Here is an 18,678-nt window from a genome sequence, read left to right on the forward strand (position 1 = left end):
CCGGGGAGCCTAAGCGCCGGTGACCGGCCGCCGCACGTGATTAACGCCCGGCCACCGTCGCCCCGGGCGCGGGCCCCGACGCCGTCCGAACGGTGCGGCACGTGCCGGAGGCGACCAGGGCCTGCGCCACCGCGGCCGCCGACTCGGGGTCGCGGACGAGGAACGCCGTGGTCGGGCCGGAGCCGGAGACGAGGGCGGCGAGGGCGCCCGCGGCCCGGCCGGTGGCCAGGGTGCCGGCGAGTTCCGGGAAGAGGGACAGGGCGGCGGGCTGCAGGTCGTTGGAGACGGCGGCGGCGAGCGCGTCCGGGTCGCCCTTGGCGAGGGCGGCGAGGAGTTCCTGGGAGGCGACGGGCTCGGGGATGTCGGTGCCCTCGCCGAGCCGGTCGAACTCCCGGAAGACCGCCGGGGTGGACAGGCCCCGGCCGGCCATGGCGAACACCCAGTGGAAGGTGCCGCCGACCTCCAGGGGCGTCAGCCGCTCGCCCCGCCCGATGCCGAGGGCCGCGCCGCCGACGAGGCTGAACGGCACGTCGCTGCCCAGTTCGGCGCAGATCTCCAGGAGTTCCTCGCGGGGGGCGCCGGTCTCCCACAGCGCGTCGCAGGCCACCAGGGCGCCGGCGCCGTCGGCGCTGCCGCCCGCCATGCCGCCGGCGACGGGGATGTCCTTGGCGATGTGGAGGTGCACGTCGGGGCTGCGGCCGTACCGCTCGGCCAGCGCGATCGCCGCGCGCGCCGCGAGGTTCGTGCGGTCCAGGGGGACCTGGTCGGCGTCGGGGCCCTCGCAGGTGACGCGGAGTTCCTCGGCCGGGGTGACGGTGATCTCGTCGTAGAGGCCGACCGCGAGGAAGACGTTGGCCAGGTCGTGGAAGCCGTCGGGCCGGGCGGCGCCGACCGCCAGCTGGACGTTGACCTTGGCGGGGACGCGGACCGTGACGCTCACGCGGGCTCCTTCTCCTCGTGCTGGTTCGCCTTGTGCTCGGCGATACGCGCGAACTCTTCCACGGTCAGCGACTCGCCCCGGGCCTGCGGCGAGACACCGGCGGCGACGAGTGCCTCCTCGGCGGCGGCGGCGGAGCCGGCCCAGCCGGCGAGCGCGGCCCGCAGCGTCTTGCGGCGCTGGGCGAAGGCGGCGTCGACGACGGCGAACACCTCGCGCTTCGAGGCCGTCGTCTTCAGCGGCTCACTGCGGCGGACCAGGGAGACCAGGCCGCTGTCGACGTTGGGCGCCGGCCAGAACACGTTCCGGCCGATGGCGCCGGCGCGCTTGACCTCGGCGTACCAGTTGGCCTTGACCGAGGGGACGCCGTAGACCTTCGAGCCGGGGGCGGCGGCGAGCCGGTCGGCGACCTCCGACTGGACCATGACGAGCGTGCGCTCGATGGTCGGGAAGGTCTCGAGCATGTGCAGCAGGACCGGGACGGCCACGTTGTACGGGAGGTTGGCGACCAGCGCGGTCGGGGCGGGGCCCGGCAGCTCGGTGACGTGCATCGCGTCGGAGTGGACGAGGGCGAACCGGTCGGCGCGCTCGGGCATGCGGGCCGTGATGGTCGCGGGCAGTGCGGCGGCGAGCACCTCGTCGATCTCCACGGCGGTGACCCGCTCGGCGACCTCCAGCAGCGCGAGGGTGAGCGACCCGAGCCCCGGGCCGACCTCGACGACGACGTCGTCGGGCCGGACCTGCGCGGTGCGGACGATCCGGCGGACCGTGTTCGCGTCGATCACGAAGTTCTGTCCGCGTTGCTTGGTGGGGCGTACGCCGAGGGCGGCCGCGAGTTCGCGGATGTCGGCGGGGCCGAGGAGGGCGTCGGGGGCGGGGCTGGTCACGGGGACAAGGGTACGGGGGGTTTCCTTCGCGCCCGCCCGAGCGGTCGGCCTGCCCGTGCCACCGGCCCGCCCGTGCCACCGGCCTACCCGTGCCACCGCCCGCCCGTGCGACCGGCCGGTCCGTGCAGCCGGCCTACCCGCGCAGCCGTCCCCCGCAGTGCGGCCAGGGGCTGGCGCCGCGGCGCACGTACAGCTTCTTCGCCCGGTACGTCTGTTCCGCCGCCGGGGCGTCCTGGGGGCGGCCCGTGCCGCCCAGGGCCTGCCAGGTGTGGGTGTCGAACTGGTAGAGGCCGCCGTACGTGCCCGACGGGTCGACCGCGTCGGGGCGGCCGCCGGACTCGCAGGCCGCGAGGCCCTGCCAGTCGAGGTGGTCGGCGCCCTGCACGGACGCGGGGCGCGGCTTGGTGCCGACCTTGACCACCTGCGGGCGGGGCTCGCGCACCACCTCGGACCCGACCCGGCGCGGCTTCTGCTTGACGCCGTTGACCGTGCGCAGGGCGTAGGTGACCCGGCGCAGGCCCGGCTCGCCCGCGCGCTCCACGACCTCCGTGCCCTTGAACAGGGTCGGGTCCTGCGTGCGCCGCACCTGGAAGGGGATCACCTCCTCGCGGACCTCCTTGCCGCCGGTGATGCGCAGCACCGTGACGGTCTGCCCGTCGCGCGGGAAGCTCCCCTGCGGGACGGACGTGGTGTCCTGGCCGCGCAGGGTGATCCCGGCCTCCTCGACGGCCTCCCGCACGGTCGCCGCGTTGGTGCGGACGGTCCGGGCCCGGCCGTCCGCCATGATCGTGACTGTGCGCTCGGTCCGTACGTCCAGCGCGAGCCCTTCGCGCCCGATCCGCCGGGAGCGCGAGGTGGAGACGTACGCGCCCTCCTGCCGCACCCCCAGCTGCCGCAGCGCGCCCGCCACCGTGCGGGCCGTCGTCCACACCTCGCGCCGGTGGCCGTCGAGGGTGAGCCGCACCGGGCGGGCGTAGTGCACGGCCACCTCGTCACCGCTGGTGATCTCCGTGCCGGGCCCGGGCGCCACCACGTCGTGGGCGCCGATCTCGACGCCCTCCTCCGCGAGCAGCTCGGTGACGTCGTCGGCGAAGGTGTGCAGCGTGCGCGCCTTGCCGTCGATGTTCAGCTCGATCGCCTTGTCCTTGGCGACGAACGCCGTGGTGCCGCCCGCCAGGAAGGCGACGACCAGGGCCTGCGGGAGCAGCCGCCGCATGGACCCGTCCGGGCGCTCGGCGTACCGCGCCTTGCGCCGGCGCGCGGACCTGCGGTGCGAGCCGGTGCGTGACGCGGCGCGCGCTCCGGCCCGCGCCCCTTTCGTACCCGGCTCGGGCATCGGCTTGGGCATCGGCTCGTCGTCGGGAGTGCCCTGCCGGGGCAGCCCGGGCAGGGTCGGCACCTCGTAGGCGGGCCGGTACGTGTCCCCATACCCGAGCGTCTCGGCGCTGTGCAGATCGGTGGGCGGTGCGTCGAAACCGCCGTACACGGGGTCCGCGTAGGCCGGGCCGTAGGTCTCGTACGTCTCGTACTGCGAGTTGCTCACGCCGACACGCTCCAGGGGCCGGAGGGGGTCCAGAGGGGTCCGGATCGGGCCCCCAGAACCTAGCGGAGCGGCCGTCACTCTCCAAAGCGACGCGACTACGCACAGTCGTGCGGCAGGTCGGAAGGGTGGGAAGGGGCGGGAGGGAGTAGCCGGTTCAGTAACCGAACGCGCGTGCCGTGTTCGCCCCGAGTGCCGTGGCCAGCGCGTCCTCGTCGATGCCGCGCACCTCGGCCATGGCCCGCACCGTGATCGGCACGAGGTAGGGGGCGTTGGGCCGCCCCCGGAAGGGCACCGGCGTGAGGAAGGGCGCGTCCGTCTCCACGAGGAGCAGCTCCAGCGGGGCGACCGCCACCGCGTCCCGCAGATTCTGGGCGTTCTTGAAGGTGACGTTGCCGGCGAAGGACATGAAGTAGCCCGCGCTCGCGCAGATCTCCGCCATCTCGGCGTCGCCGGAGTAGCAGTGGAAGACGGTCCGCTCGGGGGCGCCCTCCTCCTTCAGTACGCGCAGGACGTCGGCGTGGGCCTCGCGGTCGTGGATCACCAGGGCCTTGCCGTGCCGCTTGGCGATCTCGATGTGCGCCCGGAAGGACCGCTCCTGCGCCGCCTTGCCCTCGGGCCCGGTGCGGAAGTAGTCGAGGCCGGTCTCGCCGACGCCCTTGACCTGGGGCAGTGCGGCCAGCCGGTCGATCTCGGCGAGCGCGTCGTCCAGGGCGGCCTGGCCGCCCGGCTCGCGCGCGCCCTGCCGCGACCAGCCGTCGGGGTCGCCGTGGACGATCCGGGGCGCCTCGTTCGGGTGCAGGGCGACCGTCGCGTGGACGGCGTCGTGCGCGGCGGCCGTCTCGGCCGCCCAGCGGGAGCCCTTGAGGTCGCAGCCGACCTGCACGACGGTCGTCACTCCGACCGACGCCGCCTTCGCCAGCGCCTCCTCGACCGTGCCGGACTGCATGTCCAGGTGGGTGTGGGAGTCGGCGACCGGCACCCGGAGGGGGTCCGGCAGCGGGGGCGCGGCGTGCTTGTCGGAGTCGTTCGAAGGCATGCCCCGATCCTACGAAAGGGGTACGCCCTCCCCGATGGGGGAGGACCGGGGAGGGCGTCGGACAAGGGAGCCGGACGGGTCAGCTCGCCTTGCGCTGGAAGGGGTGCAGCAGGTCGGACAGGTGCCAGTGGTGGTCCTCGGGCCTGTCCTGCACGGACTCGGACTCGGACCCGGACCCGGACGCGGACTCGGCTGCCGTGGCGGGGGCCTCCACGGGCCCGGCGGGCGGCGGCACGCGGTGAGGCCGGTGCGCCGCGTTGCGCGCCGACGCGACCCGGCCGGGCCGCTGCGCCGCGTTGCGCGCCGACGCGACCCGGCCGGGCCGCATGATCCGTACGACGTGACCGTCACAGTTCTGGCACGTGGGCTTGCTCAGCGGGGAGGGCACGACCTTGCCGTCCGCGACGTAGAGGACGAACTCGTGCCCCGCGGCGTCCGTATGGTGCTCTATCTCGTAGGACTGTTCCCAGCCGTACCCGCAGCGCATGCAGGCGAAGGAGTACGACTCGTTGACGACGGCGCTCGCACCGGCGCGGAGCCCGGTCTGCCCTGCGATCTCACTCATGCCAGCTCCTGTTCCGCTGTGGCGTGAGGACGGTTCCGTCCCCGCAACCCAGTGGACTCCTCAGCCGGACCGAAGGCAGCAGACCTGTCGACTGTTGGCGCTGTTTTGGGCGTTCCTTGCCCCAGACCCCGGTCGCCTTTGCCGGCCCATGGGGCGCACGCTCATCCGACATGCGCCCTGCTCAGAGGGGGTTTACGCCCCGCTTAGGGCACGGGGCGATCTTCGAGGCACGGGACGGTCTTCGGGGCCCGGGACGGTCTTCGAGGCACGCGACCGTCTTCGGGGCACGGTGCGACCTTCGGGACGCGGAACGACAGCGGCCGTCAGCCGGCGTTCTTCGCGGCGACCACCGCGTCGAACACGACCCGCTTCGGCACCCCGGCCTCGACGGCCACCGCCGCGATCGCCTCCTTGCGCCGCTCCCCGGCCTCCTCCCGGACCCGGACCCGCCGCACCAGCTCCTCGGGGCCGATCTCCTCGGGCCCCTTCTCGGGCGCGCCCTCCACCACCACGGTGATCTCCCCGCGCACGCCCTCCGCGGCCCAGGCGGCCAGCTCCGCCAGCCCGCCCCGCCGCACCTCCTCGTACGTCTTGGTCAGCTCCCGGCACACCGCCGCCCGGCGCTCGGCACCGAACACCTCGGCCATCGCCGCGAGCGTGTCGTCCAGCCGGTGTGGAGCCTCGAAGTACACGAGGGTCCGCCGCTCCCCGGCCACCTCCCGCAGCCGCCCCAGCCGCTCCCCCGCCTTGCGCGGCAGGAACCCCTCGAAGCAGAACCGGTCGACGGGGAGCCCGGACAGCGCCAGCGCGGTCAGCACCGCGGACGGCCCGGGCACGGCGGTCACCCGCACGTCCCTCTCGACCGCGGCCGCGACGAGCCGGTAGCCGGGGTCGGAGACGGACGGCATCCCCGCGTCCGTGACGAGCAGCACCCGCGCCCCGCCCACCAGCTCCTGGACCAGCTCGGGCGTGCGCGCGGACTCGTTGCCCTCGAAGTACGACACCACCCGCCCCTTGGGCGTGACGCCCAGCGCCTGGGTCAGCCGCCGCAGCCGCCGCGTGTCCTCGGCGGCGACGACATCGGCTCCGGCCAGTTCCTCGGCGAGCCGGGGCGGGGCGTCCGCGATGTCGCCGATGGGGGTGCCTGCGAGTACGAGGGTTCCGGTCACGCCCCCCATCCTCCCAGGGGCGCGGGACGCGGACTCCTCCCAGGGGCGGAGGATGGGGACGCATACCGGCCATGCACGGGACTCACACAGAACGGTTCCCTACGATGGCGCGGTGACCAGTACCGCGTCCTCGACGGACACCCGGCAGGGCCAGGCGCCGCACGAGCAGCGGCCGTCCTGGCAGCAGCGGCTGCGCCGCTTCGGCTACCAGGGGCAGCCCAGAAGCGACGCCCGTGACGTCCGCGACCGGCTGGTGCCGCCGTACACCGAGCCCTCCCCGCGCCTGTGGGCGGCGCTCGGCGTCCCGCACGCGCTCGCGGGCCGGCTGGTGCGCTGGTCGGGCTGGATCGGCCCGCTGCTGGTCACGCTGCTGGCCGGGGTCCTGCGCTTCTGGAACCTGGGCAGCCCCAGGGCGGTGATATTCGACGAGACGTACTACGCCAAGGACGCGTGGGCGCTCGTCCACCGCGGGTTCGAGCTCAACTGGGACAAGAACGCCAACGACCTGATCCTGTCGTCGGGCGGGAACGTCACACTGCCGACGGACGCGGCGTACGTCGTGCACCCGCCGATCGGGAAGTACGTCATCGGGCTCGGCGAGCTGATGTTCGGGTTCGACCCCTTCGGCTGGCGGTTCATGACGGCCCTGCTCGGCACGCTGTCCGTGCTGCTGCTGTGCCGGATCGGCCGCCGGCTGTTCCGCTCGACGTTCCTGGGCTGCCTCGCCGGCGCGCTGATGGCGCTGGACGGCCTGCACTTCGTGATGAGCCGCACGGCGCTGCTCGACGGCGTGCTGATGTTCTTCGTGCTGGCCGCGTTCGGCTGCCTGCTCGTCGACCGGGACAAGGCCCGCGAGAAACTCGCCGCCGCGCTCCCCGCGGACGCCGACGGCCGGGTCCGCCCCGACCGGCACACGGCCGAGACGGCCCGCCTCGGCTGGCGGCCCTGGCGCTGGGCGGCGGGCCTGATGCTGGGCCTGGCCATCGGCACGAAGTGGAACGGCCTCTACGTCCTGGCCGCGTTCTGCCTGATGGCGTTGGTGTGGGACGTCGGCTCGCGCCGGGTCGCCGGTGCCCGGCACCCGTACAAGGCCGTCATCCGGCGTGACATGAACCTCGCGTTCATCGCCACGGTCCCGGTCGCGCTCCTCACCTACCTCGCCTCCTGGGCCGGCTGGATCCTCTCCGCCACGGACGGCTCCGGCGGCTACTTCCGCAACTGGGCCGCGACCGACGGCAAGGGCGGCACCTGGAGCTTCCTGCCCGACTGGCTGCGCAGCCTGTGGCACTACGAGCACCAGGTCTACGAGTTCCACGTCGGGCTGTCCTCACCGCACACGTACCAGTCCAACCCGTGGAGCTGGCTCGTCCTAGGCCGCCCGGTGTCGTACTTCTACGAGTCCCCGGCTCCCGGCAAGGACGGCTGCCCCGCCGACGCCGGCGAGAAGTGCGCCCGTGAGGTCCTCGCGCTCGGCACGCCCCTGCTGTGGTGGGTCGCCTGCTTCGCCGTCCTGTACGTGCTGTGGCGCTGGTTCTTCCGCCGCGACTGGCGCGCGGGCGCCATCGCCTGCGGCATCGCGGCCGGCTACCTGCCCTGGTTCATGTACCAGGAGCGCACGATCTTCTTCTTCTACGCCGTCGTCTTCCTGCCCTTCCTGTGCCTGGCGGTGGCGATGCTCCTCGGCGCGATCATCGGCCCGCCCCGCTCCTCCGACACCCGCCGCGTCGCGGGCGCCACGGCAGCGGGCGTCCTGGTCCTGCTGATCACCTGGAACTTCATCTACTTCTGGCCCCTGTACACGGGCCAGGCCATCCCGATCGACGACTGGCGGGCGCGGATGTGGCTGGACACCTGGGTTTGACCTCCGTTCGGTCAAAAATCGAAACTCACGTCCCGGTTGACACCCCCTGCGCATAGAGTGCACCCGGATCGAGCTTTCTGAACGCGTTCAAGAGGGCGCGTGAGCTCAACGGGGAGGGGACCGCCCAATGGGCAAGGGGGTCAAGGCCGCTGTCATAGGCGGCGTGTTCGCGGTGATGGTGGGTGGGGCCGGGTACGGCGCCTTCAACATCGTGAGCGCGCTGGACGGTGACGGGGGCGGCACCAGCGGGGTGGCCGCGGAGAAGAAGTCGGGTCCGCCCGACCAGGACGAGGTCAAGGAGACCACGACCGCGTTCTTCACCGCCTGGGAGAAGGGCGAGGCCGCCCAGGCCGCGTCGTACACGAACAACGACGCGGCCGCCGAGCAGCTGCTGACGGCCTTCGGCGACGACGCGCACATCACGGACGTGCGGATCACGCCCGGCGCGGCGAAGGGCACCACCGTGCCGTACACCGTGAAGGCGAAGGTGTCCTACGGCGGGAAGTCCAAGCCCCTGAGCTACGGCAGCGAGCTGAAGGTCGTGCGCGGCCTCACCACCGGCCGGGCGCTGGTCGACTGGCAGCCGTCGGTCGTGCACCCCGAGCTGAGACGGGACGACACCCTCGTCACGGAGACGTCGGCCAACCCGCCGATCGAGGCCGTGGGGCGTGACGGCTCCGAGCTGACGAAGGAGAAGTACCCCTCCCTCGGCCCGATCCTGGACGCCCTGCGCGACAAGTACGGCAAGGAGGCCGGCGGCACCCCGGGCATCGAGCTGGTCATCCGGCACGCCGGCGAGAGCGCCCCCGACACCCCGCTGCTGACCCTCGCCAAGGGCAAGCCGGGCAAGCTCACCACCACGATCAGCCCGAGCGCGCAGGCCGCTGCCGAGAAGGCGGTCAAACGATTCGCCCAGTCCTCGGTGGTGGCCGTCAGGCCCAGCACCGGCGAGGTGCTGGCGGTGGCCAACAACCGCACGGACGGCTTCAACGCAGCCTTCCAGGGGGAGGCGGCCCCCGGCTCCACCATGAAGATCATCACCGCCGCGATGCTCATCGACAACGGCGTGACCTCCATGAACGGCCCCGCGCCCTGCCCGGACACCGCCGTGTGGCAGGGCCAGACGTTCAAGAACCTGGCGGGCATGGAGCCCAACGAGAACGCCACCCTCGCCAACAGCTTCATGCGGTCCTGCAACACGGCCTTCATCAAGCTCATCGACGAGAAGCCGCTCACCGACGCCTCGCTGACCCAGGAGGCCGAGCAGCACTTCGGGCTCGGGCAGGACAACTGGAAGACCGGCATCGGCTCCTTCGACGGCAGCGTCCCCACGGTCAGCGGACCCGACCGCGCGGCCGGCGCCATCGGGCAGGGCCAGGTCCAGATGAGCCCGCTGAACATGGCCTCGGTCACCGCGACCGCGATCACCGGCGCCTTCCGCCAGCCCTACCTCGTCTCGCCGGAGCTCGACGACCGGCCGCTCGCCCGGGCCGAGGGCCTGAAGGCGAGCACCGTCGCACAGCTGAAGCAGATGATGCGCCTCACCGCGACCCAGGGCACCGCCCAGGCGGCCATGGCCGGGCTGGGCGGCGACATCGGCGCCAAGACCGGCTCCGCCGAGGTCGACGGCAACGCCAAGTCCAACAGCTGGTTCACCGGGTTCCGGGGCGACGTCGCGGCGGCGGCCATGACCGAGCAGGGCGGCCACGGCGGCGACGCGGCCGGGCCGATTGTCGCAGCCGTGCTACGAACAGGTGGCTGATCTCACCTCCGCGTGACGGGACTCTAGGGTGGTGGCCGTCGTTGGGACAGCTGAGGGCAACGGGGACCCTGGGGATTCACCGGAGGACGGACAGCAGTGGGCAACAGAAGGCGCGTCGCCGAGCGACGGAAGACGAAGCCCGCCGTGATCGGCGGGATGATCGCCGTGGTCGTCGTCGGGGCCGGGGCCGGCGCCTACGCGCTGTACGGCGGCGGTGCCGCGGCCGACGACGGGTCGCGCGCGGCCTCGGACCAGAAGCCCAAGGTGAAGACGGGCCCGCCGTCACCCTCCGAGGTCACCACCACCGCGCGCGCCTTCCTCACCGCCTGGCAGTCGGGCAAGGTCCCCCAGGCCGCGGCGGCCACCGACGACGCGGCCGCGGCCCGGGCCCTGCTCACCGGCTACGGCAAGGACGCCCGCATCAAGGACGTCACCCTCACCCCGGGCACGCCCACCGGCGCCAAGGTGCCCTTCTCCGTCAAGGCCACGGTGTCCTACAAGGGCACCGAGAAGCCGCTCGCCTACGACAGCGCGCTCACCGTCGTCCGCCGCACGAGCGACGGCAAACCGCTGGTCGACTGGCACTCCGCGGTCGTCCACCCCGATCTGAAGGACGGCGACGAGCTGGTCACCGGCGAGGCGGGCACGCCCCCGGTCAAGGCGCTCGACCGGGACGGCGGCGAACTGACCAAGCGGAAGTACGCCTCGATCGGCCCCGTGCTGGACGGGCTGCGCGAGAAGTACGGCAAGAAGGCCGGCGGCAAGGCCGGCATCGAGCTCCGGGTCGTGCGCGGGAAGGCCTCCAAGGCGAAGGACCTGTCCGACAAGACCCTGCTGGAGCTGAGCGAGGGCACGCCGGGCACGGTGAAGACCACCCTGGACCCGGCGCTCCAGGCGGCGGCCGAGCAGCAGGTCGCGAAGAAGGCCCGGTCGTCGGTGGTGGTGATGCGCGCCTCGACCGGCGAGATCCTGGCCGCGGCCAACGCCTCGCCCGGTTTCAACACCGCCTTCCAGGGTTCCCTGGCGCCCGGCTCCACGATGAAGGTCATCACGGCCTCGATGCTGATCGAGAAGGGCCTCGCCTCGGCGGACAAGAAGCACCCCTGCCCGAAGTACTTCACGTACGGGCACTGGAAGTTCCAGAACGACGACAAGTTCGAGATCAAGGGCGGCACGTTCAAGGCGAGCTTCGCCCGCTCCTGCAACACGGCCTTCATCAGCCAGGCGCCGAAGCTGAAGGACGACGACCTCACCAAGCAGGCCCAGCAGGTGTTCGGACTGGGCATGAACAACTGGGCGATCGGCGTGCCGTCCTTCGACGGCGCGGTGCCGGTGCAGTCGGCGGCCCAGATGGGTGCCTCGCTGATCGGGCAGGGCGGGGTCCGGATGAACCCGCTGAACATGGCGGCGGTGTCGGCGACGGTCAAGTCCGGCACGTTCCACCAGCCCTACCTGGTCTCCCCGGACGTCGACGGCCGCAAGCTCGCGACGGCCCCGCGCACGATGTCGGCGGGCACGCTGTCCCAGCTGCGCGAGCTGATGGCGTACACGGCCGCGGCGGGCACGGCCGCCGAGGCGATGGCCGGGGTCGGCGGCGACGTCGGCGCGAAGACCGGGTCCGCCGAGGTCGACGGCCAGAAGAAGCCGAACGGCTGGTTCACGGCCTACCGGGGCGACCTGGCCGCCGCGGGCGTGGTCCAGCAGGGCGGGCACGGCGGCTCGACGGCCGGCCCGATCGTGGCGGCGCTGCTGAAGATGGGCGACTGAGCCCGCAAGGTCGGCGCTTCGGAAGGTCAGTGCGTGACCGGTTCCGCGGCGGCCATGTACGTCCGCCGCAGGAACCGCAGCAGCGCCTGCCGCTCGAACTGCACCACCGACACCCCGTGCGCGGAGTGGAACTCCACCACGGCCTGCACCCGGCCGCAGGGCCACACCCGTACCTCGCCGCTGCCCGTCGGGGCCCGCAGCCCCTCCTCCAGCAGCGCCCGGTCGAAGGCCCACTCCCGTCCCCCGGCCCCGGGCAGTGCGATGCGCACGGCACGGGGGTCCCGCTCGGGGTCGTACCGCAGGGTGACCGGAACCGCCTCCAGCTCGTCCGCCAGTGGCACGTCCGCGTCCGTGACGATGTGGGCTCGCGCGTACTGCTCGACTACGGACATCGGACGGCCCCTTCACCGTGCGCCATCTATGGAGAAACTGTGCGTGCACTCCCCCTCCAATGTCGCATATTTTCCGGATTGCGCTCCCTGAGGCCGCACATATCACGGATGAGATAAAACGAGCGTCACGCTCTTGCACATCGTTCGCATCAAGCCACATCATCGAACGGTGCATGTACCTGATGGCTTCATCAACGCCCCCACGTCCGCCGCCACCGGTGTGATCGCCGCGGGCGCCATCGCCGTGAGTCTGCGCGGCGCGCGCCGGGAACTCGACGAGCGCACGGCGCCGCTGGCCGGGCTGGTCGCGGCGTTCATCTTCGCCGTGCAGATGCTGAACTTCCCCGTCGCCGCGGGCACCAGCGGCCATCTGCTCGGCGGCGCGCTGGCCGCGATACTCGTCGGGCCCTGTACCGGGGTCCTGTGCGTCTCCGTCGTCCTGCTCATGCAGGGCATCCTCTTCGCCGACGGCGGCCTGACCGCGCTCGGCGTGAACATCACCAACATGGGCATCGTCACCGTGGTCGTGGCCTACGCCCTCTTCCGCGGCCTGGTGAAGGTGCTGCCCCGCACCCGCCGGTCGGTCACCGCGGCCTCCTTCGTCGCCGCGCTGGTCTCCGTCCCGGCCGCCGCTTTGGCCTTCACGCTGATGTACGCCGTCGGCGGCACCACCGACGTCTCGATCGGCAAGGTCGCCACCGCCATGGTCGGCGTGCACGTCCTGATCGGCATCGGCGAGGCCGTGATCACCGCCCTGACCGTCGGCGCGGTCATCGCCGTACGCCCGGACCTGGTGTACGGGGCGCGCGGCCTGACGCGGAAGCTCAAGCTGCGGGTGAACGGCGAGCTGGTCGACGCCCCCGGCGCCGAGCCCGAGCCGGTGCCGGCCGCCGCCCGGACCTCGCACCGCAAGGTGTGGGCCGCGGGTCTCGTCGCCTCCCTGGTCCTGGCCGGGTTCGTCAGCTTCTACGCCTCCGCCGACCCCGACGGCCTGGAGAAGGTCGCGGCCGACCACGGCATCGACCGGAAGACCGAGGAGCACGCGGTGGCCGACTCCCCCCTCGCCGACTACGGCGTGAAGGACGTCGACGACGCCCGCCTGTCCGGGGGGCTGGCGGGGGTCATCGGCGTGGGCGTGACGGTGGTCGCGGGCAGCGCGGTGTTCTGGGCGGTGCGCCGGCGCCGCACGGCCGACGCCTCCCCGTCGGAGACGACGAGCACCACGAGCACCACGAGCACGACCAGCACCACGAGCCTCTGACATGGGTGCGGGACACGCGCACAGGCTCTACCGGCACGGGCACTCGCCCGTGCACGGTCTGCCGCCGCACACCAAGCTCGCCGCCGTGTTCGCGTTCGTGGTGGTCGTGGTGTCGACACCGCGGGAGGCGATGTGGGCGTTCGGGCTGTACGCCGTGCTGCTGGGCGTGGTCGCGGCCGTCGCGCGCGTGCCCGCCGGGTTCCTGCTGCGGCGGCTGCTGATCGAGGTGCCGTTCGTGGCGTTCGCGGTGCTCATGCCGTTCGTGGCGGAGGGCGAGCGGGTCGACGTCCTCGGGATGTCCTTGAGCGTGAACGGCCTGTGGGGCGCCTGGAACGTGCTGGCCAAGGGCACGCTCGGCGTCGCGGCCTCCGTCCTGCTCGCCGCCACCACCGAGCTGCGCGAGCTGCTCCTCGGCCTGCAGCGGCTGAAGCTCCCGCCGCTGCTCGTGCAGATCGCGTCCTTCATGATCCGCTACGGCGACGTCATCACGGACGAGATGCGGCGCATGCGGATCGCCCGGGAGTCACGCGGCTTCGAGGCGAAAGGCGTGAAGCACTGGGGCGTGCTCGCCAAGTCCGCGGGCGCGCTGTTCATCCGCTCCTACGAACGTGGCGAGCGGGTGCACCTGGCCATGGTCAGCCGCGGCTACGCCGGTTCCATGCCGGTGATCGACGAGGTGACCGCGTCCCGGGCGCAGTGGTCGTACGCCCTCGCCCTCCCGTGCGCGGCGCTCGCCGTCTGTCTGCTGGGATGGACCCTGTGACTGCTTCCCTCGAGGTCTCGGGCCTCGCTTTCGCCTACCCGGACGGGCACCAGGCCCTCTTCGGCGTCGACTTCTCGATCGCGCGCGGCGAGCGGGTCGCGCTGCTGGGGCCGAACGGCGCCGGGAAGACGACCCTCGTGCTGCACCTCAACGGCATCCTGACCGGCGGCACCGGCACGGTGAAGGTCGCCGGGCTGCCCGTCGGCAAGCAGCACATGGCCGAGATCCGGCGCCGGGTCGGCATCGTCTTCCAGGACCCGGACGACCAGCTCTTCATGCCGACGGTCCGGGAGGACGTGGCGTTCGGGCCGGCGGCGGCCGGGCTGAAGGGCCCGGAGCTGGAGCAGCGCGTGGACCGGGCGCTGGAGCGGGTCGGCATGGCGGAGTTCAAGGACCGGCCGCCGCACCACCTCTCCTTCGGACAGCGGCGCCGGGTGGCCGTCGCGACCGTGCTGGCGATGGAGCCGGAGATCCTCGTCCTGGACGAGCCGTCCTCCAACCTCGACCCCGCCTCGCGCCGCGAACTGGCCGACATCCTGCGTTCCCTGGACGTGACCGTGCTGATGGTCACGCACGACCTGCCCTACGCCCTGGAGCTGTGCCCGCGCTCCCTGATCCTCAGCGACGGGGTGATCGCGGCCGACGGGCCGACCGGCGAGCTGCTCTCCGACGAGGAGCTGATGCGGGCCCACCGTCTGGAGCTGCCGTTCGGTTTCGATCCGCGTTCCGTGCCGGCGGCTCCGGCCCGTCCGTGACAATGGCCGCGTGACGAACGAGGAGAGCGACGGATCACCACGGCTGGACGACCAGCTGTGCTTCGCGCTGTACGCCGCCCAGCGCGCGGTGACGGCGGCGTACCGCCCGCTCCTCGACGAGCTGGGCCTCACCTACCCCCAGTACCTGGTGCTGCTGGTCCTCTGGGAGCGCGGCGAGACGCCGGTGAAGGAGCTGGCCGCGGCCCTGCGTCTGGACTACGGCACGGTCTCGCCGCTGCTGAAGCGGCTGGAGGCGGCCGGTCTGGTCCGGCGTGAGCGGTCGGCGCGGGACGAGCGGTCGGTGCTCGTGGCCGTGACGGGCCGCGGGGAGGAACTCCGGGAGCGGGCGGGGCGGGTGCCCGGCGCACTGGTCGCGGCGACGGGGCTCGACGGCACGGAGGCCGGGCGGTTGCGTGCGGAGCTGTGGCGGCTGGCCGAGCGGGCGGAGTCGGCGGCAGCCCGGGCCCGCTGAGGGTTACCCCCGGTTGCATACCCCCTGGTACGACAGGTCGGTTACCGGCCAGTACCTTGTGCACGATGTGTTTGTGCGCACTTGGTTCCGGGGGAGGACAGCATGACTGACGGCCCCGCCGTCGACACCCGCCCGACGAAGATCATGTTCGTGGCGGAGGCCACCGCCCACGGTGGTCGCGACGGCTATGTCACCAGCCAGGACGGTCAGATCGACCTCAAGGTCGCCATGCCCCCGCAGCTCGGCGGCGACGGCAACGGCACCAACCCGGAACAGCTCTTCGCGGCCGGCTACAGCGCCTGCTTCCACAACGCCCTGATCCTCGTCGGCAACCGCGAGGGGTACGACCTGACCGGCTCCACGGTCGCCGCGAAGGTCGGCATCGGCCCCAACCAACAGCGCGGCTACGGCCTCGCGGTCGCTCTCAGCGTCTCCCTGCCGGTCGTCGACGCCGACCTCGCGACCAGGCTGGTGGACGCGGCCCACGAGGTCTGTCCGTACTCGAACGCGACCCGCGGGAACATCGACGTGACCATCCTGCTTGGCTAGAGGGGAGCGGCCCGCAAGACGAGAGGTACCGACGTGGACGTGAACGGCACAGTCGCCGAGGGCTTCGAGCCGGTCAGGGAAGCGTTCGTACGTAATTTTGCGACGCTCGGTGACCGGGGCGCGGCGGTCGCCGTCTACCGGGACGGGCACAAGGTCGTCGATCTGTGGGGCGGCACCAAGGACGTCGACGGCACGGCCCCCTGGGAACGCGGCACCGCCCAGGTCGTGCGCTCGGCGACGAAGGGGGTCGCCGCCGCCGTCCTCCTGCTGCTGCACCAGCGCGGACAGCTGGATCTGGACGCCCCCGTGGGCCACTACTGGCCGGAGTTCAAGGCGCGCGGCAAGGAGCGGGTGCTGGTCCGGCACGTACTGAACCACCGGGCCGGACTCCCCGTCCTGGACCGGCCCCTCACCCCCGAGGAGGCCCTCGACCCGCTGCGGGGCCCGGCGGCCGTGGCCGCGCAGGCCCCGGTCTGGGAGCCCGGCACCGACCACGGCTACCACGCGCTGACGTACGGCTGGCTGGTCGACGAACTGGTGCGGCGGGTGACCGGGCGGGGCACCGGCCAGTGGCTCGCCGACGAGATCACCGGGCCGCTGGTCCTGGACCTGTGGCTCGGCCTGCCGGAGTCGGAGGCGGGCCGGGTCGGACGGGCGGGCCGCGTCGAGGGGCCCGAGCCGGCCGGCGGTCTGCGCGCCCGCCCCAAGCGCTCGGTCACCGAGGCCTACCAGGACCCGGACTCCCTCACCCGCCGCGCCTTCGCCGCCATCACCCCGTTCCCGGAGCAGAACGACCCGGCGTACCGCGCGGCGGCCCTGCCCGCGACCAACGCCATCGCCACGGCGGACGGACTGGCCCGCTTCTACGCGACGCTGATCGGTGACACGGCCGGTGCCGCCCGCCTCTTCACGCCCGGGACGGTGGAGCTGGCCCGGGCCGAGGAGTCGGCGGGCCCCGACCGGGTCCTGGTGGTCGGCACCCGCTTCGGCCTCGGCTACATGCTGCACGGCAGCGCCTCGCCGATGCTGACCCCGGGCTCCTTCGGCCACCCGGGCCGCGGCGGCGCCCTCGGCTTCGCCGACCCGGAGACCGGCATCGCCTTCGGTTACGTCACCAACGGCTTCCGCAAGACGGTGACGGCGGACCCACGGGCGCAGGGGCTGGTCCGGGCGGTACGGAGCGTGCTGGGGGGCTAGCCCCCTGCGCCAGGTTCGGGCCGAGACAGACCCGGGGCGTCAGGCCGTGATCAGCCGGGCGACCCGCAGGCCGTGCTCGGCGGCCTGCTCGTGCCCCGTCTTCATCGACTCTTCGGCCAGCCCTCGCAGCGACTCCATGTTCGGATCCCAGAACGCGTGGGTCAGCTCCGCCTCGGCTATGTGCAGGTCGAGGCCGAAGACGTCGGCCAGGATCCTGCGCAGGTAGGGCGTGGCGTGGTCCCAGCCTTCCTTCGGGCTGCCGGGCCCGTAACCGCCGCCCCGGCTCAACGCCAGGATCGCCGGCTTGCCCTTGAGCGGCCAGTCACCGTGCACGCCCAGCCGGGGGTGATTCAGGATCAGGTCGAGCCAGATCTTGACCTGCGCCGGGACATTCCAGTTGTACATCGGCACCGCGAACAGGAACGCGTCGGCGTCGAGGAGTTCCGCACCGAGACGGTCGAGGAGCTCGCGCGCCTCGTCCGGGGCCGGCACGGAGGGGTTGACGACGGCGCCGGCGAGCGCGGTCCACACATCCCCGGGCAAGGGCTGGACGCCGAGGTCGCGCCGGGTCACGACCCCGCCCGGGTGCTGGGCGAGCCACGCCTGCTCGGCGGTGTCGGCGAGGGCGCGGCTCGCCGATCCTTCGGTACGGATGCTCGCGTCGAGACGGAACAGGTTCACGGTGCGGTACCTCCACAAAGTTCTGCTGTGACACAGATAGTATGTCCAGCAGAACATCTTGAGGCAAGACTGTCTGTCGGCATGCCGAATGCTGCTACGGTGACGGGATGTCCTCTGAACCCTGCGGCCGAGCGAGCGGCAGCGCTGAATGCGCAGACCTGGACAACGACCTGGTGTGGGCCATCCGCATCATTTCGGGGGCGCTTCGGCGTGCTGCGGACGAGTCCGCGGAGGCACTGCCCGGCGGAGCACGCGCCTACCTGGTGCTCATGGCGTTGGCCGCGACCGAGGAACCCCCCACGCAGCTCGAACTGGCCGGCCGGGTCGGCCTCGACCGAACGGTGATGACCTACCTTCTCGACGACCTGGAAGGGCTGGGTCTGCTGTCGCGACGCCCGAATCCGCGGGACCGGCGGGCTCGCCACGTGATCCTTACGGACGAAGGCCGAGCGCAGCTGCAGCGCGTGCGAACCGATGTCGCGGCCACTGAATCACGGCTGCTCGCGGAGTTGAGCGAAGAGGACCGGGTCCAGTTCCGAGACCTCCTGGCCCGGGTCGCGCTCACCGCTCAGCGGGGCGCTCCGGGAGAGTGAAGGGCTGCTCCCGCCGGACCGCGCCCCGCCGCCACGAGCCCGCCCGGGCACACCTTGGTCCTCGGCCCGACACGAGAGCCTCCGAGCGCGTCCTTCAGACGTGGATCGGGTGCGAGGTCCGCCCGGACGCCTGGTCGATCTCCTCGTGCGCCTTGGTCAGCAGTTGCATGGCGAGTTCGTTGAGCGCCCGGGCCCCGGCGATCTCCTCCCCGACCCTGGGCTGATTGGCGTCGGACCGGTGCCGGCTCGCGTGCCCGTGCGCCCGTACCTCGCTGCCGTCGGGCAGACGGACCATCGCGGCCGCCCGAGTGTGCTGGTCGTCCTCCATGAACTCCAGCTCGACGTGCCATCCCATTGTGGTGTGCATCATGACGATCACCTCCGGAACACCTTGGGCCTGTCGTTTGGATCAGATCGCAGACGCGGGGCCTGGCACGCGCATCTGCCGCGTTGTCGTCGGTTGCCGATGCTCCGCATCGCCGCCCTCC

At 72.5% G+C, this 18,678-nt stretch carries 19 protein-coding genes; 10 read left to right on the top strand and 9 right to left on the bottom strand.

Annotated features, from left to right (window positions below; translation table 11 throughout):
• Positions 1–40 precede the first annotated feature (40 nt).
• The 6 genes from ABZ948_RS30285 to rsmI all read right to left on the bottom strand — a co-directional run bounded on the left by ABZ948_RS30285 (position 41) and on the right by rsmI (position 6,137).
• Positions 41–940, bottom strand: coding sequence for a 4-(cytidine 5'-diphospho)-2-C-methyl-D-erythritol kinase (locus tag ABZ948_RS30285; protein WP_359764828.1), 900 nt, complete (start codon positions 938–940; stop codon positions 41–43).
• Positions 937–1,824 carry a 16S rRNA (adenine(1518)-N(6)/adenine(1519)-N(6))-dimethyltransferase RsmA gene (gene rsmA / locus ABZ948_RS30290; RefSeq protein ID WP_359764830.1) on the bottom strand — a complete coding sequence of 296 codons (888 nt, stop codon included), beginning with the start codon at positions 1,822–1,824 and terminating at the stop codon, positions 937–939. The genes ABZ948_RS30285 and rsmA overlap by 4 nt, the downstream gene beginning before the upstream one ends.
• Before the next feature lie 133 nt (positions 1,825–1,957).
• Positions 1,958–3,367, bottom strand: a complete 1,410-nt coding sequence (locus ABZ948_RS30295; RefSeq protein ID WP_359764832.1) for a resuscitation-promoting factor — start codon at positions 3,365–3,367, stop codon at positions 1,958–1,960.
• A 154-nt stretch (positions 3,368–3,521) separates the two neighbouring features.
• Positions 3,522–4,403 carry a TatD family hydrolase gene (locus ABZ948_RS30300; RefSeq protein WP_359764834.1) on the bottom strand — a complete coding sequence of 294 codons (882 nt, stop codon included), beginning with the start codon at positions 4,401–4,403 and terminating at the stop codon, positions 3,522–3,524.
• Between the two features lie 79 nt (positions 4,404–4,482).
• Entirely contained in the window at positions 4,483–4,968 is a 486-nt protein-coding gene (locus ABZ948_RS30305) for a hypothetical protein (RefSeq protein ID WP_359764836.1), read from the bottom strand.
• A gap of 323 nt (positions 4,969–5,291) precedes the next feature.
• On the bottom strand, positions 5,292–6,137 hold the full coding sequence (gene rsmI / locus ABZ948_RS30310; RefSeq protein ID WP_359764838.1) for a 16S rRNA (cytidine(1402)-2'-O)-methyltransferase: 846 nt from the start codon (positions 6,135–6,137) through the stop codon (positions 5,292–5,294).
• 112 nt (positions 6,138–6,249) lie between these two features.
• On the opposite strand from rsmI, the gene ABZ948_RS30315 reads away from it, so the two are divergent.
• From ABZ948_RS30315 to ABZ948_RS30325, 3 genes are all read left to right on the top strand, one after another.
• Positions 6,250–7,998: a dolichyl-phosphate-mannose--protein mannosyltransferase gene (locus ABZ948_RS30315; RefSeq protein ID WP_359764840.1), complete on the top strand. Its 1,749-nt coding sequence runs from the start codon at positions 6,250–6,252 to the stop codon at positions 7,996–7,998.
• Between the two features lie 127 nt (positions 7,999–8,125).
• Positions 8,126–9,760, top strand: a complete 1,635-nt coding sequence (locus tag ABZ948_RS30320; protein WP_359764842.1) for a penicillin-binding transpeptidase domain-containing protein — start codon at positions 8,126–8,128, stop codon at positions 9,758–9,760.
• Positions 9,761–9,856: 96 nt separating this feature from the next.
• The gene (locus tag ABZ948_RS30325) at positions 9,857–11,527 is read left to right on the top strand and encodes a penicillin-binding transpeptidase domain-containing protein (protein WP_359764844.1); all 1,671 of its coding nucleotides are present in this window, start codon (positions 9,857–9,859) and stop codon (positions 11,525–11,527) included.
• A 26-nt stretch (positions 11,528–11,553) separates the two neighbouring features.
• Here ABZ948_RS30325 and ABZ948_RS30330 read toward each other — a convergent pair whose 3' ends face one another.
• On the bottom strand, positions 11,554–11,919 hold the full coding sequence (locus ABZ948_RS30330; RefSeq protein ID WP_359764846.1) for an SsgA family sporulation/cell division regulator: 366 nt from the start codon (positions 11,917–11,919) through the stop codon (positions 11,554–11,556).
• A 169-nt stretch (positions 11,920–12,088) separates the two neighbouring features.
• Here ABZ948_RS30330 and ABZ948_RS30335 point away from each other — a divergent pair, with 169 nt between their 5' ends.
• From ABZ948_RS30335 to ABZ948_RS30360, 6 genes are all read left to right on the top strand, one after another.
• A complete protein-coding gene (locus tag ABZ948_RS30335; protein WP_359764848.1) occupies positions 12,089–13,180 on the top strand; it encodes an energy-coupling factor ABC transporter permease in 1,092 nt (363 codons plus the stop codon).
• A gap of 1 nt (position 13,181) precedes the next feature.
• Positions 13,182–13,943 (top strand): cobalt ECF transporter T component CbiQ, encoded by a 762-nt coding sequence (gene cbiQ / locus ABZ948_RS30340; RefSeq protein ID WP_359764850.1) that lies wholly within the window; start codon positions 13,182–13,184, stop codon positions 13,941–13,943.
• Positions 13,931–14,698: an energy-coupling factor ABC transporter ATP-binding protein gene (locus ABZ948_RS30345; protein ID WP_359764852.1), complete on the top strand. Its 768-nt coding sequence runs from the start codon at positions 13,931–13,933 to the stop codon at positions 14,696–14,698. Before cbiQ ends, ABZ948_RS30345 begins: the two co-directional genes overlap by 13 nt.
• A 10-nt stretch (positions 14,699–14,708) precedes the next feature.
• Complete coding sequence (locus ABZ948_RS30350) at positions 14,709–15,170, top strand: MarR family winged helix-turn-helix transcriptional regulator (RefSeq protein ID WP_355834682.1); 462 nt, start codon at positions 14,709–14,711, stop codon at positions 15,168–15,170.
• Positions 15,171–15,272: 102 nt separating this feature from the next.
• Positions 15,273–15,719 carry an organic hydroperoxide resistance protein gene (locus tag ABZ948_RS30355; RefSeq protein ID WP_184847257.1) on the top strand — a complete coding sequence of 149 codons (447 nt, stop codon included), beginning with the start codon at positions 15,273–15,275 and terminating at the stop codon, positions 15,717–15,719.
• Positions 15,720–15,752: 33 nt separating this feature from the next.
• Positions 15,753–16,916: a serine hydrolase domain-containing protein gene (locus ABZ948_RS30360; protein WP_359764855.1), complete on the top strand. Its 1,164-nt coding sequence runs from the start codon at positions 15,753–15,755 to the stop codon at positions 16,914–16,916.
• Positions 16,917–16,955: 39 nt separating this feature from the next.
• Here ABZ948_RS30360 and ABZ948_RS30365 read toward each other — a convergent pair whose 3' ends face one another.
• Positions 16,956–17,597, bottom strand: coding sequence for an FMN-dependent NADH-azoreductase (locus ABZ948_RS30365; protein ID WP_359764857.1), 642 nt, complete (start codon positions 17,595–17,597; stop codon positions 16,956–16,958).
• 107 nt (positions 17,598–17,704) lie between these two features.
• Here ABZ948_RS30365 and ABZ948_RS30370 point away from each other — a divergent pair, with 107 nt between their 5' ends.
• Positions 17,705–18,190 (top strand): MarR family winged helix-turn-helix transcriptional regulator, encoded by a 486-nt coding sequence (locus ABZ948_RS30370; RefSeq protein ID WP_359764859.1) that lies wholly within the window; start codon positions 17,705–17,707, stop codon positions 18,188–18,190.
• Positions 18,191–18,284: 94 nt separating this feature from the next.
• On the opposite strand, the gene ABZ948_RS30375 is transcribed toward ABZ948_RS30370, so the two are convergent.
• Entirely contained in the window at positions 18,285–18,560 is a 276-nt protein-coding gene (locus tag ABZ948_RS30375) for a DUF1876 domain-containing protein (protein ID WP_359764861.1), read from the bottom strand.
• Positions 18,561–18,678 lie beyond the last annotated feature (118 nt).

It is taken from the genome of Streptomyces olindensis, from assembly GCF_040645895.1.
Classification (GTDB): domain Bacteria; phylum Actinomycetota; class Actinomycetes; order Streptomycetales; family Streptomycetaceae; genus Streptomyces; species Streptomyces olindensis.